We start from the raw sequence: 13952 nt of genomic DNA, 5'->3' as shown, positions 1-13952 counted from the left end.
GTTCGCGCTGCACCTCATCCAGAGCCGCGACGCCGACCTGGTCGGCAAGCCCTTCTTCGCCCGCTACGACCCCGACGCGGTCTGGCTCGACGACCTGAAACCGGCCTTCGCCGACCGCTTCCCCTGGGAGCGGTAAGGACCCGCCGTGGCGTGTCCGCCCTCCCCGGCGGACACGCCACACCCGTCATCCCAGGCGGCGGGCCTGCTGTGCGCGTCCGGGCCGGTCACGAGGGAGCGCAGCGGCCGGTCCGTCCTCTACCGCCGTACGGCCGTCGGGGACGTCCTCGTGGGCACCGGCTGAACCCGCTCACGCCTGGAGCCGCTCGGGCGTCCCCCGCAGGGTCGTCGCGAGGTAGTCGCCGGGGGTCTGGCCGTACTCCTTGGCGAATGCCGTGATGAAGGCCGAGGGGCTCGCGTAGCCGACCTGGTGGGCGACCTTCGTGACGGGGTGCGAGCCCAGGAGGACGCGGGCGGCGCGCAGGCGCAGGCGGGTCCGCCACTGCGTGTAGGGCATGCCGAACTCGCGCACGAAGTCGCGCTGCAGCGTCTTGACGCTCACCCGGAGCCGCTCGGCCCATTCGTCGAGGCGGGTCGGGTCGGCGGGGTCGTGGGAGAGCGCGCGGGCGACGGCGAGCGCGAAGCCGGTGCCGCGGACGTCCGGTGACGGCGGACCGCCGGACTCCGGGGCGGGCACCGCGCCGAGACCGGCCAGGATCCGGTGGCGGGCGGCGAGGGCGGCCGCCTCGTCGCACCCGCGGCGGGCGATCGTCTCGATGAGGCGCGCGGCCTCGCCGTCGATCGTCACCGGTCCCGCGCGCAGGCCCTTCAGTGCCGGGGGTGTCTGGCGCAGGCAGATCCGGTAGACGGTCTGGCGGTCGCCCGCGTGGACGTCGTGGCTCGCCGCGCGCACCACCCAGAACGCCTCGCCGGGGCCCGCGAAGAGGGTGGACGAGCCGTGCATCAGCGCGAGCGCGCCGTCCGGGGACCAGTAGATCTGGTGCAGGAAGTCCTGGCGGCCCTCGCCCATCGCCAGCCCGCCCGCCGAGCGGTACTTGAGCACGAGGATCCCGTCGGGCGCGCCCAGGCCGTAGCCGTACTCCTCGCAGGACTCCGGATCGTTCCCGTAGTGACCTATGGGCGGCACAGGATGTCCTCTCAGCGATATGGACACGATTTAAGTAAGGCTAACCTAACCATGCGTCGGACCATGTCAGCGGGGTGCCGGCCCCCGAACTCCTGGAACACCCTTGAAGGAACGCGATCATGCACACTCGTAAGCCCTGGAGACTCGCCGCCGCGGTGGCCGCCTCGCTCGTCCTCGCGACGGCCTGCGGATCCGGTTCGGACTCCGAGTCGGGCGCGTCCGCCGAGATCCGCGTCTTCGAGGCCGACAACGGCAAGGTCACGATCCCCGTCGATCCGCAGCGCGTCATCGCCACCGGCTACGCGGTGCCCGTCCTCATCGAGGCGGGCGCGAAGCTGGCCGGGATCTCGTCCTGGAAGCGCGGCCTGTCGCTGATGACGGCCGAGGACCGCAAGACCTACGATGATCTGAACAAGATCGCGGGGGACACCGCCGCCGAGACCAACTACGAGGCCATCGCCAAGGCGGACCCGGACCTCATCGTCATCGGCGTGCCCGCGCCCGTCCTGGGCGACCTGGACATGAAGCGCCTCGAATCGATCGCCCCCGTGGTGGCCATCGGCCCGACGCTGCCGTCCGCGTGGCGCGAGCTGTCGTTCCGCCAGTCCGACGCCGCCGGCCGGGCCGGGGAGCACGCGAAGGCCAAGGCCGCGTACGAGAAGAGGGCGGGCGAGCTCAAGACCAAGTACGAGGACGCGCTCGCCGGCCTCAAGTTCGGGCACGTCGGCGAGTACGGCGACGTCTCCGCCGGGACGTTCATGCGCGAGTTCGGCGGCTCGTGGGGGACCAACATCGCCCAGGACATCGGCGTGACCTACTACGGCGAGGTCAAGAAGAAGGGCGGCGGCTCCAAGGACGTCAGCGAGACCCCGTCCGTGGAGGAACTGCCGGAGAGCCTGGGCGAGGCCGACGCCATCACCTACTCGCTGGAGCCGGACGGCAAGCCCGGCGAGTCGGTGAAGTACGCCCTCGACTCCGAGCTGTGGAAGAACCTGCCCGCCGTGAAGGACGGCAATGCCTTCGGGCTCCGCTACACCGAGGCGGCGACCTACGAGTCCGCGACCCGCACGCTGGACGAGATCGACAAGGCGCTCGCGCCGCTGCTGGAGAAATGAGCCGGGGGGACACATGCTGACCGAGCGCCACGACCCGCGCGGCCGCGTCCTGGAGCACCACCGGACGGGCACGGAGGTCCGCCGCATCGGGTACCCGATCTGCATCCGGACGGGGCGGCTGCTGCGCCGCGAGCAGATCACGCGGAACATCGTGCGGCTGACCGTGGGCGGCCCCGAGCTGGCGGGCTTCCACACCTACCAGGCCGACGACCACGTCAAGATCGTCTTTCCGGACGCGGACGGCACGCGGCGCCTGCCCGTCCCCACCCCCGACCTGTCGCTGGACTGGCCGACGCCGTCGCCGCCCAGCCGCCGGTACACCATCCGGCGCTACGACGCGGACGCGTGCGAGATCGACTTCGACTTCGTCCTGCACCCGGGCGGGCTCGCCTCGGCGTGGGCGGCCGATGTCCGGCCCGGGGAGGACGTCTCGATCGCCGGGCCGCCCGGCGCCAAGGCGTTCCCGCACAACTACGACCACTACGTGTTCGCGGTCGACGCCACCGCGCTGCCCGCCGCCGCGCGGTGGCTGGAGGAGTCCCCGCCGGACGTCTCGGCCCGGCTGGTGATCGAGACCCCGGACGCCGCCGACCACGCCTACCCGCTCGCCGCCCGCGACGGCGTCGAGGTCACCTGGCTCGTCCGGGACGGCGATCGGTCCCCGCTGGCCGAGGCCGTGATGTCGCTCGACCCGCCCGCCCGCCGGACGTTCCTGTTCGCCGCCGGGGAGGCGGGCGCGATCAAGCCGCTGCGGGCCTGGGCGCGGGACCTCAAGGCCGCGAACGGGATGGACGCGCTGTTCACCGGCTACTGGAAACGCGGAGTGGCCGATCTTGAGGATTGATCCGCGGGCCGGTCTCACCGAGGCCGGCCCGGGTCCGGCCGGGACCGCACCGGCCGGGCCGGTACCTCCCGCACCGGGACGAGCCGGGCCGGGACAGGCCGCGCAGGGACGCGCCGGCCTGTCCCGGCGGGTCGCGGTCCTGCTGGCGGCGGTCCTGCTCATGGTCGTGCTCGCGGGCGCGAGCCTGGCCGTCGGGGCGGGATCGGCCCCGCTGGAGGAGGTCTGGCGGGCGCTGACCGGCTACACCGGGACGAACGAGCAGACGATCGTCCGCGACATCCGGCTGCCGCGGACGATCCTCGCCGTCTGCGTCGGCGCGGCCCTCGGCGTCTCCGGCGCGCTCGTCCAGACGCTGACCCGCAACCCGCTGGCCGAGCCCGGCATCCTCGGGGTCACCGCGGGCGCCGCGTTCGCGATCACGATCGGCACCGTGCTCGGGATCAGCGGATCGCAGTCGGCGCGGCTGGCGCTCGCGCTGGCCGGGGCGGTGCTCGCGGCGCTGGTCGTCTACGGAGTCGGCAGGGCCGTCCCGCTGCGGCTCGTCCTCGCCGGCGTCGCCTTCACGTTCGTGCTGTCGGGCATGACGCTCGCGCTGCGGCTCCAGTACCCGGACGTCCTGGACAAGTACCGGTTCTGGTCGGTCGGGTCGCTGGCCGGGCGCGAGCAGACGCCGTACCTGGTCCCGGTGCTGGCGATCGTCCTCGCCCTCGCCGGGGCGCTGCTGGCGACCCGCCCCCTGGCCGGGCTGGCGCTCGGCGAGGACGTCGCGCACGCGATCGGCGCCCGCGTCACGCGGATCAGGATCGCGGTCCTCGCCCTCGTGACCGTCCTCGCCGGCGCCGCCACCGCGATCGCGGGACCGATCGCCTTCGTCGGGCTGATCGTCCCGCATCTGGCGCGGCGGGCCGCCCGCGGGTCGATCCCGTGGCTGATGGCCTACACGATGGTGCTCGGACCCATCCTGCTGCTCGTCTCCGACATCGGGTCGCGGGTGCTGCTGCCGACGGGCGAGGTCCCGGTGGCCGTCGTCACCGCGTTCCTCGGCGGGCCGGCGCTGATCTGGGTCGTCCGCCGGTACGGGGCGGTGGAGCTGTGAGCGTGCTGGTGGTCCGCGCGGGCCGGGTGTCCGCGCAGATCGAGCGGCGGACCGCGGTCACCTCGCTCGTGCTGGCGGGCGCCGCGCTGGCGCTGGCCGTCGTCGCGCTGTGCCGCGGCGACGCCTGGGACCCGCCCGGCGAGGTCCTGGCGGGGCTCGCCGGACACGGGGACGCGGCGCTGGTCGTGCGGGAGTGGCGGCTGCCCCGGGTGGCCGCGGCGCTGGTCTTCGGCGCCGCGCTCGGCTGCGCCGGGTCGGTCTTCCAGAACCTCACCCGCAACCCGCTCGGCAGCCCCGACGTGATCGGTCTCGACGCGGGCGCCTACACCGGCGTCCTGATCGCGATCACCGTGTTCGGCGGGACGGCCGGGGGCCTGGCCGCGGGGTCCCTCGCCGGCGGGCTCGCCGCGGCCGCCGCCGTCTACGCGCTGTCGCTGCGGTCCGGGCTCAGCGGATTGCGCCTCATCGTCATCGGCATCGCGGTGAACGCCATGCTCACGGCTGTCAACCAGTGGATCGTCCTGCGCGCGGAACTGGACGTGGCGATCAGCGCGACCGGGTGGAGCGCCGGCTCGCTGAACGGCCTGGACTGGAGCGAGGTCCGCGTGCCGTTCCTCGTCATCGGCGCGCTCGCGCTGCTGCTGGCCGCCCTGTCCAGGACCATGGGGCAGGCCGCGCTCGGGGACGAGGTCGCCGCGGCGTCCGGGGTGGCCCTGAACCGGTACCGGCTGCCGGTCATCCTCGCGGGCGTGGGCCTCACCGCGACCGTCACCTCCGCGAGCGGGCCGATCGTGTTCGTCGCGCTCGCCGCGCCGCAGATCGGCCGCCGCATCGCCGGCGCGGCCGGGACGCCGGCGCTGCCCGCCGCGCTGACCGGGGCGCTGCTGCTCCTGGCCGCCGACCTCGCCGCCCAGACGGTGCTGGCCCCCGTCCAGCTGCCCGTCGGGGTCGTCACCACGGCGATCGGCGGCACCTACCTCATCTGGCTGCTGATCATGGAAATGAGAAGGCCGTGACGGAAGAACAGGCCGTGACGGAAGAACAGGCCGTGACGCAGGGACAGGCCGCGACGGGACGCCTTGCGGCGGCCGGCGTCACCCTCGCCTACGGTGACCGGGTCGTGTCGGCGGGCCTGAGCATCGACGTCCCCGACCGTGCCTTCACCGCCGTCGTCGGGGCCAACGCCTGCGGCAAGTCCACGCTGCTGCGCTCGTTCGCCCGGCTGCTGGCGCCGTCGGCCGGACAGGTGAGCCTCGACGGCCGCGACGTCCGCGACTACAAGCCGAAGCTCATCGCCCGGGAGATCGGGTTCCTGCCGCAGGGGCTCGTCGCGCCGGAGAACATCGCGGTGCGGCAGCTCGTCGCCCGCGGCCGGTACCCGCACCAGACGCTGCTGTCCACCTGGTCGCGGGAGGACGAACGCGCGGTGGCCGGGGCGATGGCGGCCGCCGGCGTCTCCGACCTCGCCGAACGGACGGTCGAGAACCTGTCCGGCGGGCAGCGGCAGCGCGTGTGGGTCGCGATGGTCCTCGCGCAGGAGACGCCCTACCTGCTCCTGGACGAGCCGACCACCTTCCTCGACATCACCCACCAGTACCAGCTGCTCGCCCTGCTGGCCCGGCTGCGCGACGAAGGCCGGACGGTCATCACCGTTCTGCACGACATCAACCAGGCGTGCCGCTTCGCCGACCACCTCATCGCGATGCGCGACGGCCGCGTCGTCGCCGAGGGCGCGCCCGCCGACATCGTGGACACCGCCCTGATCAAGGAGGTGTTCGACCTGTCCTGCGTCATCGTCCCCGACCCGGTCACCGGCACCCCGATGATCGTCCCGGACGCCGCGCCGGACTGAGCCGGCCGGCGCCCGGGGTCCCGTTTCCGCAGACGGGTGTCAGTACACGGGGATGATCGTGGCGCGGGCCAGGGTGTGGCCGGTGATGTTGAAGCCGACCACGGCCGGCATCGTGTCGGAGTCGACGCCGAGCGACTCCACGTCCAGCGCGTGGACGGTGAACACGTAGCGGTGCGGGTCGCCGGGCGGCGGGGCGGCGCCGCCGTACGCCTTGATCCCGAAGTCGCTGCGGGCGTGGACGCCCACCTTGGAGTCCTCGGAGCCGGCGCCGGTGGCCAGCTCGATCACGTTCGCGGGGATGTCGAACAGCACCCAGTGCCAGAAGCCGCTGCCGGTCGGCGCGTCCGGGTCGAAGCACGTCACCGCGAAGCTGTTGGTCTCGGCCGGGAACCCCGACCAGCGCAGGTGCGGGGAGTCGTTGTCGCCGCTGAATCCCCAGTCGTCGAACACCTGCCCGTTCGGGAGACGTTCGCCTTCGGTCACGTCGTCGCTGGTGACCGTGAAGGACGGGACCTCGGGCAGGTACTCGTGCGGAAGCGGCGGCTGGCCGGCCATGTCGACCTCCTGTGAGGGGCTTGATCGTCAGATGTGTGCCAACCCTCCCATCCCTATCAGGCGGCGTCAGCCATAGGAGAGCGCTGTCAGGTCTTGACGGCTCCCATCGTGAAGCCGGTGACGAAGCGGTCCAGGAACAGGTTGAAGAAGAACGCGATCGGCACCGCCGTGATCACCGTGGACGCCTGGAGCGACTGCCAGAAGAACACGTCCCCCCGGATGAGCTGCGTCGGCACACCGGTGCTGACCACCATCTCCGGGCTCGCCGAGACGAACGCCAGCGCGTACACGAACTCGCTGGACACGAGCGTGAAGCTGAACACCACCACCGCGACGATCCCCGGGAACACGAGCGGCATCACCGCGCGGGCGAACGCCCCGAGGCGGCTGTAGCCGTCCACCATGGCCTGCTCCTCCACGTCCTTGGGGACGGCCTTGAGGAACCCGATCAGCAGCCACACCGACACCGGCACCGTGATCGTCGGATACACGACGATCATCGACCACAGCGTGTTCTCCAGATGCAGCGCGACCACGACCCGCGTCAGGGACAGGAACAGCAGCGACGGCGGCACCAGGTACACCATGAAGATCGCGATGCCCATCGGCGTCCCCCACGGGCGGTCCAGGCGCGCCAGGGAGTACGCGGCGGGCAGCGAGAGCGCCAGCGTGACCGCCACCACCGCCGCGCCGACGATCAGCGAGTTGACCACGAACGTCAGGAACGGCGTGTCGGTGAACAGGAACGTCACATGGTCGGGCGTCGCCGGCATGTTGAAGAAGAACGGGTTGCTCTCCGGGTCGTAGAGGTCCTGGTTCTGCTTGAACGCGCTGATCACGCTCCACAGGAACGGCAGCGCGCACAGCAGTGCGGCGGTGACCGCCGCCGCGTACACCCCGCACCGGGCGGCCACGTGCCGCCGCCCGTACCGCCGCCGCAGCCGCTCCATCTCGACGGCGGAGGTCTGCGTCGCGCTCTCGTCGGCGGCGGACGCGGTGCCGGTCATCGTGCCTCCAGGCGTCGGACGGCGCGCAGGATCGCGATCGCGGCCGCGAGCAGCAGCGGGAACAGGAACAGCGCGATGGCCGCGCCCTGGCCGACGTCGCCGCCCTCGATGCCGCGGAAGTACGCCCACGACGCCAGCACGTCCGTCGAGTGCGTCGGGCCGCCGCGCGTCAGCACGTACGGGACGGTCATGTCGGTGAACGTCATGATCGCGCCGAACAGCGCGGCGACGGCGATCACCGGCAGCGTCAGCGGGATCGTCACCTCGAACATCCGCCGCCAGAACCCGGCGCCGTCGATCCGCGCGGCCTCGTCGAGGTCGCGGGGGATCGCGATCAGCCCGGCCATCACGATCACCGCGGCCAGCGGCGTCAGCCGCCACACGTGCACGGCGATCACCGACGCCATCGCCGTGCCCGGCTCGCCGAGCCAGACGACGTTCGCGTCGATCAGCCCGACGTTGCGCAGCACCCAGTCGACCGGCGAGAAGATCGAGTCCAGGAACCACAGCCACGAGACCGTCGACAGCGCCACCGGCGTCGTCCACGGCAGCAGGACCAGGAACCGGACGAACCACTTGCCGCGGAAGTCGGCGACCAGGATGTTGGCGAGGATCTTCCCGAACACGACGATCAGCACCATGCTCACCGCGGTGAAGACCAGCGTGTTGCGCAGGGAGCGCCAGAAGACGCCGTCGTCGAACACCTCGCCGAAGTTGGCGAACCCGACGAAGTCGAACGACGGGTCGCCGGTCGTCACGTCCGAGAACGCGAACGCGATGGCCAGCAGGAACGGGACGCCGACGAGCGCGATGATGTAGACGACCGACGGCAGCAGCATCACCCACGCGAGAAAGCCCTCACGGTCGGCGAGCCCCGCCTTCGACCGCCCGCGCCGCCCGGGTCCCGCGGCCTGCTCGGGCTCGGTCCTCACGTCCGTCATGGGGCGTCACCGATCGGCACCGGGTCCGTCCGGGCGCCGCTCCCGGCGTCGAAGAACCGGAGCCGGTCCGAGGGCACCGCGAACTCGCGGGTCTCCCCGGGCTCCAGCGGCGTCGCCACGGTCGCGGGCAGCCGGGCGATGACCCGGGTCTCCTCGCCGATCCCCGTCACCGACCCGTACACGTGCCGGTCGCCCGACAGGTACTCCATCCGGTCGACGTGCAGCGGCATCGTCACCCGGTCCTCCACGGGGACGTTCTCGGCGGGCAGCAGGTGCTCGGGACGGAACCCCACCAGCCGGTCGCCGCGCGTGACGAGGTTCATCGGCGGCGACCCGATGAACGTCGCGACGAACGTGTCGGCCGGGTCGTCGTACACCTCCCGCGGCGTCCCGATCTGCCGGACGCGGCCCTGCTCCAGCACCGCGATGCGGTCGCCGAGCCCCATCGCCTCCGCCTGGTCGTGGGTCACGTAGATCGTGGTGGTCCCGACCCGCTCCTGGAAGCGCTTCAGCTCGTCGCGCGCCGTCGCGCGCATCTTCGCGTCCAGATTGGACAGCGGCTCGTCCAGCAGGAACACCGCCGGGTCGCGGACCAGCGCCCGCGCGAGCGCCACCCGCTGCCGTTCACCGCCCGACAGTTGGCGCGGCTTGCGGCGCAGCAGCGGCTGGATGTCCAGGAGGTCCGCCGCCCACGTGGCCTTGCGGTCGCGTTCCTGCTTCTCCATCCCCTCGGCGCGCAGCGGGAAGACGATGTTGTCCATCACGGTCTTGTGCGGGTAGAGCGCGTACGACTGGAACACCATCGCGATCTGCCGGACCCTCGGCGGGAGGCCGTTCACCACGTTCCCGCCGATCAGCACCTCGCCCTCCGTCGGCTGCTCCAGGCCGGCGATCGTGCGCAGCAGCGTCGTCTTCCCGCACCCGGACGGCCCGAGCAGCACCAGGTACTCCCCGGGCTCCGCCGCCAGGTCCACGCCCTTCAGCGCCAGCACCTGCTCGGACCGCCCCCGCCGCGCCCGCAGATGCCCGTCGAACGCCTTGACCAGCCCCTTCACCTCGACCGTGTTCATGGCCTCGCTCCGCTCGGCGCGAGCGGCCGCTCGCTGTTCAATCGCTTCGCCTCCGCTCAGAGGTGTGCGCGGGCTCAGCCGCCGACGAGGCCGCGGGAGCGCCAGTTCTCGAAGATCGAGTTGATGCCGTCCTCCGCCTCCGCGACGGCGTCCGCGGCGGACGCCTGGCCGCGGGCGGCGCGGCCGAACATCGTCGGGAGGATGTGGGTGTTGAAGGTCTCGCCGATCGCCGGGTTGGACGGGCCGGGGTAGCCGATGTTCGCGCTCCACGACACGGAGTCCTTCAGGAAGCCGAGCTTGTTCGCGGGCTTGGCGCCCCACGGGTCGTTGTCGAGCCAGCCGTTCAGCTGCGGCACCAGGGACGGCCACGCCGGGAGGTCGTACATCTCGGAGTGGTACGTCACGGCCGGGAAGTTCGCCGTGTAGTGGAGCAGGAACTCCTTGGCCGCGTCCGGGTTCCCCGCGTACGTGGGCACGATCCACTGCTGGATCACGTGCTGCGCCGCCAGCGCCGCCTTCGGGCCGCGCAGGGCGGGGACGAAGTAGATGTCGTCCCCGATCTCGCGGTTGGTGCCCATCGCGGTGCGCCACGCCGAGATCGAGTTCAGGATGTAGGACGACTTGCCGGCGATCAGCGCCTGGTTGTTGGACGCCGGGTTCCAGGAGAAGACCTCGCTGGTCTCGGCCTCCTTGAACAACCGGGTCATGTACTCCACGGCGGCGACGGTCGCGTCGGAGTTGATCACGACCTTCTCGTTCTCGTCCTGGACGGACCCGCCGAACGACCACAACAGCGCCCGCGCCGCCATGTTCGAGTCGGTCTCCGGGGACAGCCCGATCCCGCACGGCACCCCGGTCTGCTTCTTGATCTCCGCCGCGCCGCGCAGCAGGTCGTCCCAGCTCGCCGGGCCGTTCGGCATGCCGACCCTCTGCCACATCGACTTGCGGTAGTCGCCGGGGTCGGGCGTCCAGCCGGGGCAGTAGGCGTAGAACTTCTCGGTGTTGGGGTTGAAGCTCGACTTGCGGCACAGCTCCTGCTGGCGCCCCCAGCGCCGGTTCGCCTCCTGGACGACGTCGCCCATGTCCAGGACGGACGGCTCGTACTGCGAGAACGGCGCGATGTGCTGGATGAGGTCGTGACCGCGCTTCGCCTGGATCTCCGACGCCGTGCGCCGGGGGACGTCCACGGTGTTGACGTGGTCGACGCGGACCTCCACCCCGACTTTCTTCCCCCAGTCGGCGACGAACTTGTCGAACCACTTGTCGTGCCTGGGCACGAAGTGGCTCCACATCAGGATGCTGAGCGAGCCGCTCAGCTTCTCGGCCGGGGAGGTGAACACCTCCTCCGGGGCGTCGCCGGAGCCCTCCGCCTGCGGTCCGCTGGACTCGCTGGCGCATCCAGCCAGGAGTCCGGCGGCGCCCGCGGCGAGCGCCGTGGAGGACAGGAATCCGCGCCTGCCGATTCCGTGCCCTCCGCTTGCGTGCGCTCCTGCGTGCGCTCCGTTTGCGCGGCCTCCGTTCGTGGGGAGGCCGCTCTGGAAGGTGTTGGGGGTCGTCTCCGCCAGGGGGGCGAGCCGGTCGGCCATGGGAGTCTCCCTCGCCGCTGAGGTTCTCCCTCGAAAGTAGATCGCCTCTGCGGTTTCATCCAGAGACGATCCGGTGACTCCGAGTCACATCCACCTCGCCCGTCACGGCGGGCGCACCGGCCTCACGGGCACCTTCACACAGGCGTTGACAAGCCGGAGGGCCCTACTTGCCGGTGGCTTCCGTGTAGGCGGCGATGACCTCGTCCGGGTCGCCGTCCATGTGCATCCGGCCCTCGTCGATCCAGATGACGCGGTCGCAGGTCTCCTTGACCACGTCCAGCTGGTGGGCGACGAGGAACACGGCGCCGGCGTCCTTGCGCAGCTCCTCGATCCGGCGCTTGCTCTTGGTCTTGAACTTGGCGTCGCCGGTGGCGAGGGCCTCGTCGATCAGCAGCACGTCGTGGGTCTTGGCCGCGGCGATCGCGAACCGGAGCCGGGCCCCCATCCCGGACGAGTACGTCCGCATGGGGTACTGGATGAAGCCCTCCTTGAGCCCGGCGAACTTCACGATCTCCTGGTACTTGGACTTGGTCTCCGCCGGGGTCATGCCCATCGCCAGGCAGCCGAGGACGATGTTCCGCTCGCCGGTGAGGTCCTTCATCAGGGCGGCGTTCACGCCCAGCAGGGACGGCTGGCCGTCGGTGTAGACGCCGCCGCTGTGCGGAGGCAGCAGCCCGGCGATCGCCTTCAGCAGCGTCGACTTGCCGGAGCCGTTGGTGCCGATGATCCCGATGGCCTCGCCCCGGTAGGCGACGAACGACAGGCCCTTGATCGCGTGGACCTCGGTCATCGTGGGGCGGTTCTGCCGCCTGATGATCCGGGAGAACGCGCTGGCGGCGTTCCCCTTCCCACCGGCGCCGAACACCCGGTAGACGATGTGGAGGTCATCCACCACGACGATCGGCTCCCGGGTCGGGTCGATCTCGACGGCTCCCCGGACCTTGGTGTCAGCCACGGCCGTATCGCTCCTCGGCACGGTAGAAGTACATGAACCCCCCGATCAGCATGACCAGGCTCCAGCCGGCCGCGAGCAGCCACAGGTGCGTCACGGAGGTCACGCCGAGGCTCGTCTGGACGTATCCCCGGTACTCGCCCAGCAGGCAGTACCGGCTCAGCTCCAGGAACACGTACGCGGGGTTCGCCTCGAGGACGGTTCCGAGCCACGGGTGGTTGTTCAGCAGGTCGCTGCGCTCCATGAGCTGCGGCAGGCTGAAGATGACGCCGGACGCGTACAGCCACGTCCGCATGACGAACGGCAGCAGTTGCGTGATGTCGCGGTTGAACGCTCCCAGCCGCGCCATGACCATGCTGATGCCCACGTTGAACATCAGCTGGAGCAGCAGGATGGGCACGAACAGCAGCATGTAGAAGCTGAGCGGCTCGCCGAACGCCAGGATGATCGCGAACAGCACGAACAGCGACACGAGCAGCTGCTGCAGCTCCACGACCGCGTACGCCAGCGGCAGTGTCGCCCGCGGGAAGTGCAGCGCCCGGATCAGGGACAGGTTGTCGCCGACCGACTTGGATCCGGAGGTGACGGACCGCTGGGTGAAGCCGAACAGGAAGACGCCGGTCACCAGGAACGGGATGAAGTCCGGGATGCCGCGGCTCAGCTTCAGCAGCAGCCCGAAGATCAGGTAGTAGACGGCCGCGTTCAGCAGCGGTGTCAGTACCTGCCATACCTGGCCGAGGCGGGAGTCGCTGTGCTTCGAGACGTTCTTCGCGGACGCGAACGCCCAGATGAAGTTCCGTCGAGCCCACACATCCTTGAGGTACTTGGGCAGCGGGGGGCGCGCCGCGCTCTGCCTCAGCCCATGCCGTGCGGCGTAGTCGGCCAGCGTCTCGTTCACGTGAGGAGGCTCCGCGATCGTTCCGACCGACTCGCCACCCGAAGAACCGAGCCGTTCCGGGTGACTCATGGCCGGAAGCTTATTGCAGTCGATGAGTCGAGAGTGACGTCTGCCCGCATGTGACCCCCGATTTGAGATCTTTGCGGAATCATGTCGGCGTCGCTGGGGATACCCCGGTCATGCGCGTCAACCACTTCCGGCGCAAGGCCGCGCCGTCACGGGCCGGCGCGAGGCGCCGCCGTCACCCCTCGCCGGAGCACCGGGGAACCCGCCCCCGCCTGCTGCGATCGCCTCCGCTGCGGAGGCTGGGACGGGTCGACCGGTGGGCGTTCGACCGGGTCGCGGCCGCGCGGCTGCGCGGGCTGGAGTACGTCCTGCCGCGGCTGTCGCGGTTCGCCGACCACGGCGTGCTGTGGTTCACGACCGCGGGCGTGATGGGGCTCGCCGGGCGGCCCCGGCTGCGGCGCGCGGCGCTGCGCGGGTCGATCGCGATCGCGGTGGCGAGCCCGGCGGTGAACGTCCTCGGCAAGCACGCGTTCCGGCGCAGGCGCCCCGTCGTGGATCTCGTGCCGCCGATCCGGATCCGCTGGAAGCCGCCCACGTCGCACGCGTTCCCGTCCGGGCATTCGGCGTCCGCCGCCGCCTTCGCGACCGGCGTCGCGCTGGAGGCCCCGCGAACGGTGGCCGTGCCGGTCGCGACGACGGCCGCGGCGGTGGCGTTCGCCCGCGTCTACACCGGCGCCCACTACCCCGGCGACGTCCTGGCCGGGATGGGGATCGGCGTGCTGGCCGCGGTCGGGACGCGGGCGGTGTGGCCGGCCCGCCCTCCGGTGGCCCGCGTGACCAGCGCCGATGACGAGGTCGCCGGGCAGGGCGAGCGCGGGCCGGTGCG

The 13952-nt window shown here is 71.5% G+C and carries 15 protein-coding genes and 1 pseudogene; 8 read left to right on the top strand and 8 right to left on the bottom strand.

Annotated elements, in window-relative coordinates; genetic code table 11:
- Together E1281_RS42175 and E1281_RS40560 are read left to right on the top strand one after the other, a co-directional pair.
- A pseudogene (locus E1281_RS42175) lies at positions 1-136 on the top strand (lysine 2,3-aminomutase); the annotation flags it as partial.
- 9 nt (positions 137-145) lie between these two features.
- Entirely contained in the window at positions 146-301 is a 156-nt protein-coding gene (locus E1281_RS40560; protein WP_165959147.1) for a hypothetical protein, read from the top strand.
- Between the two features lie 6 nt (positions 302-307).
- On the opposite strand, the gene E1281_RS28335 is transcribed toward E1281_RS40560, so the two are convergent.
- On the bottom strand, positions 308-1144 hold the full coding sequence (locus E1281_RS28335) for an AraC family transcriptional regulator (protein ID WP_207943538.1): 837 nt from the start codon (positions 1142-1144) through the stop codon (positions 308-310).
- A gap of 119 nt (positions 1145-1263) precedes the next feature.
- Here E1281_RS28335 and E1281_RS28330 point away from each other — a divergent pair, with 119 nt between their 5' ends.
- The 5 genes from E1281_RS28330 to E1281_RS28310 are packed head-to-tail and all read left to right on the top strand — an operon-like array spanning position 1264 to position 6051.
- The gene (locus tag E1281_RS28330; RefSeq protein ID WP_131882765.1) at positions 1264-2259 is read left to right on the top strand and encodes an ABC transporter substrate-binding protein; all 996 of its coding nucleotides are present in this window, start codon (positions 1264-1266) and stop codon (positions 2257-2259) included.
- Positions 2260-2272: 13 nt separating this feature from the next.
- On the top strand, positions 2273-3103 hold the full coding sequence (locus E1281_RS28325) for a siderophore-interacting protein (protein ID WP_131882764.1): 831 nt from the start codon (positions 2273-2275) through the stop codon (positions 3101-3103).
- Positions 3093-4199, top strand: a complete 1107-nt coding sequence (locus E1281_RS28320) for an iron chelate uptake ABC transporter family permease subunit (RefSeq protein WP_243717497.1) — start codon at positions 3093-3095, stop codon at positions 4197-4199. The genes E1281_RS28325 and E1281_RS28320 overlap by 11 nt, the downstream gene beginning before the upstream one ends.
- On the top strand, positions 4196-5215 hold the full coding sequence (locus E1281_RS28315) for an iron chelate uptake ABC transporter family permease subunit (protein ID WP_131882763.1): 1020 nt from the start codon (positions 4196-4198) through the stop codon (positions 5213-5215). The genes E1281_RS28320 and E1281_RS28315 overlap by 4 nt, the downstream gene beginning before the upstream one ends.
- Positions 5212-6051 carry an ABC transporter ATP-binding protein gene (locus E1281_RS28310; RefSeq protein ID WP_347813315.1) on the top strand — a complete coding sequence of 280 codons (840 nt, stop codon included), beginning with the start codon at positions 5212-5214 and terminating at the stop codon, positions 6049-6051. The genes E1281_RS28315 and E1281_RS28310 overlap by 4 nt, the downstream gene beginning before the upstream one ends.
- 39 nt (positions 6052-6090) lie before the next feature.
- Here E1281_RS28310 and E1281_RS28305 read toward each other — a convergent pair whose 3' ends face one another.
- From E1281_RS28305 to E1281_RS28275, 7 genes are all read right to left on the bottom strand, one after another.
- Positions 6091-6606 (bottom strand): YbhB/YbcL family Raf kinase inhibitor-like protein, encoded by a 516-nt coding sequence (locus tag E1281_RS28305; protein WP_131882762.1) that lies wholly within the window; start codon positions 6604-6606, stop codon positions 6091-6093.
- 86 nt (positions 6607-6692) lie between these two features.
- On the bottom strand, positions 6693-7613 hold the full coding sequence (locus E1281_RS28300; RefSeq protein WP_207943537.1) for a carbohydrate ABC transporter permease: 921 nt from the start codon (positions 7611-7613) through the stop codon (positions 6693-6695).
- Positions 7610-8554, bottom strand: a complete 945-nt coding sequence (locus E1281_RS28295) for a sugar ABC transporter permease (RefSeq protein ID WP_207943536.1) — start codon at positions 8552-8554, stop codon at positions 7610-7612. Before E1281_RS28295 ends, E1281_RS28300 begins: the two co-directional genes overlap by 4 nt.
- Positions 8551-9624: an ABC transporter ATP-binding protein gene (locus E1281_RS28290; protein ID WP_131882761.1), complete on the bottom strand. Its 1074-nt coding sequence runs from the start codon at positions 9622-9624 to the stop codon at positions 8551-8553. Before E1281_RS28290 ends, E1281_RS28295 begins: the two co-directional genes overlap by 4 nt.
- 74 nt (positions 9625-9698) lie before the next feature.
- Entirely contained in the window at positions 9699-11210 is a 1512-nt protein-coding gene (locus E1281_RS28285) for an extracellular solute-binding protein (protein ID WP_131882760.1), read from the bottom strand.
- Between the two features lie 163 nt (positions 11211-11373).
- Positions 11374-12165, bottom strand: coding sequence for an ABC transporter ATP-binding protein (locus tag E1281_RS28280; protein WP_243717495.1), 792 nt, complete (start codon positions 12163-12165; stop codon positions 11374-11376).
- Complete coding sequence (locus tag E1281_RS28275) at positions 12158-13060, bottom strand: ABC transporter permease (protein WP_243717493.1); 903 nt, start codon at positions 13058-13060, stop codon at positions 12158-12160. Before E1281_RS28275 ends, E1281_RS28280 begins: the two co-directional genes overlap by 8 nt.
- 179 nt (positions 13061-13239) lie before the next feature.
- Here E1281_RS28275 and E1281_RS28270 point away from each other — a divergent pair.
- A partial coding sequence (locus tag E1281_RS28270; RefSeq protein WP_131882758.1) for a phosphatase PAP2 family protein occupies positions 13240-13952 on the top strand: 713 nt, incomplete at its 3' end.

Source organism: Actinomadura sp. KC345, from assembly GCF_004348515.1.
In the GTDB taxonomy this organism is placed as follows: Bacteria; Actinomycetota; Actinomycetes; order Streptosporangiales; family Streptosporangiaceae; genus Spirillospora.
Note: the sequence above shows the minus strand (reverse complement) of the source record. Positions and strands in the feature narration are given on the sequence as shown.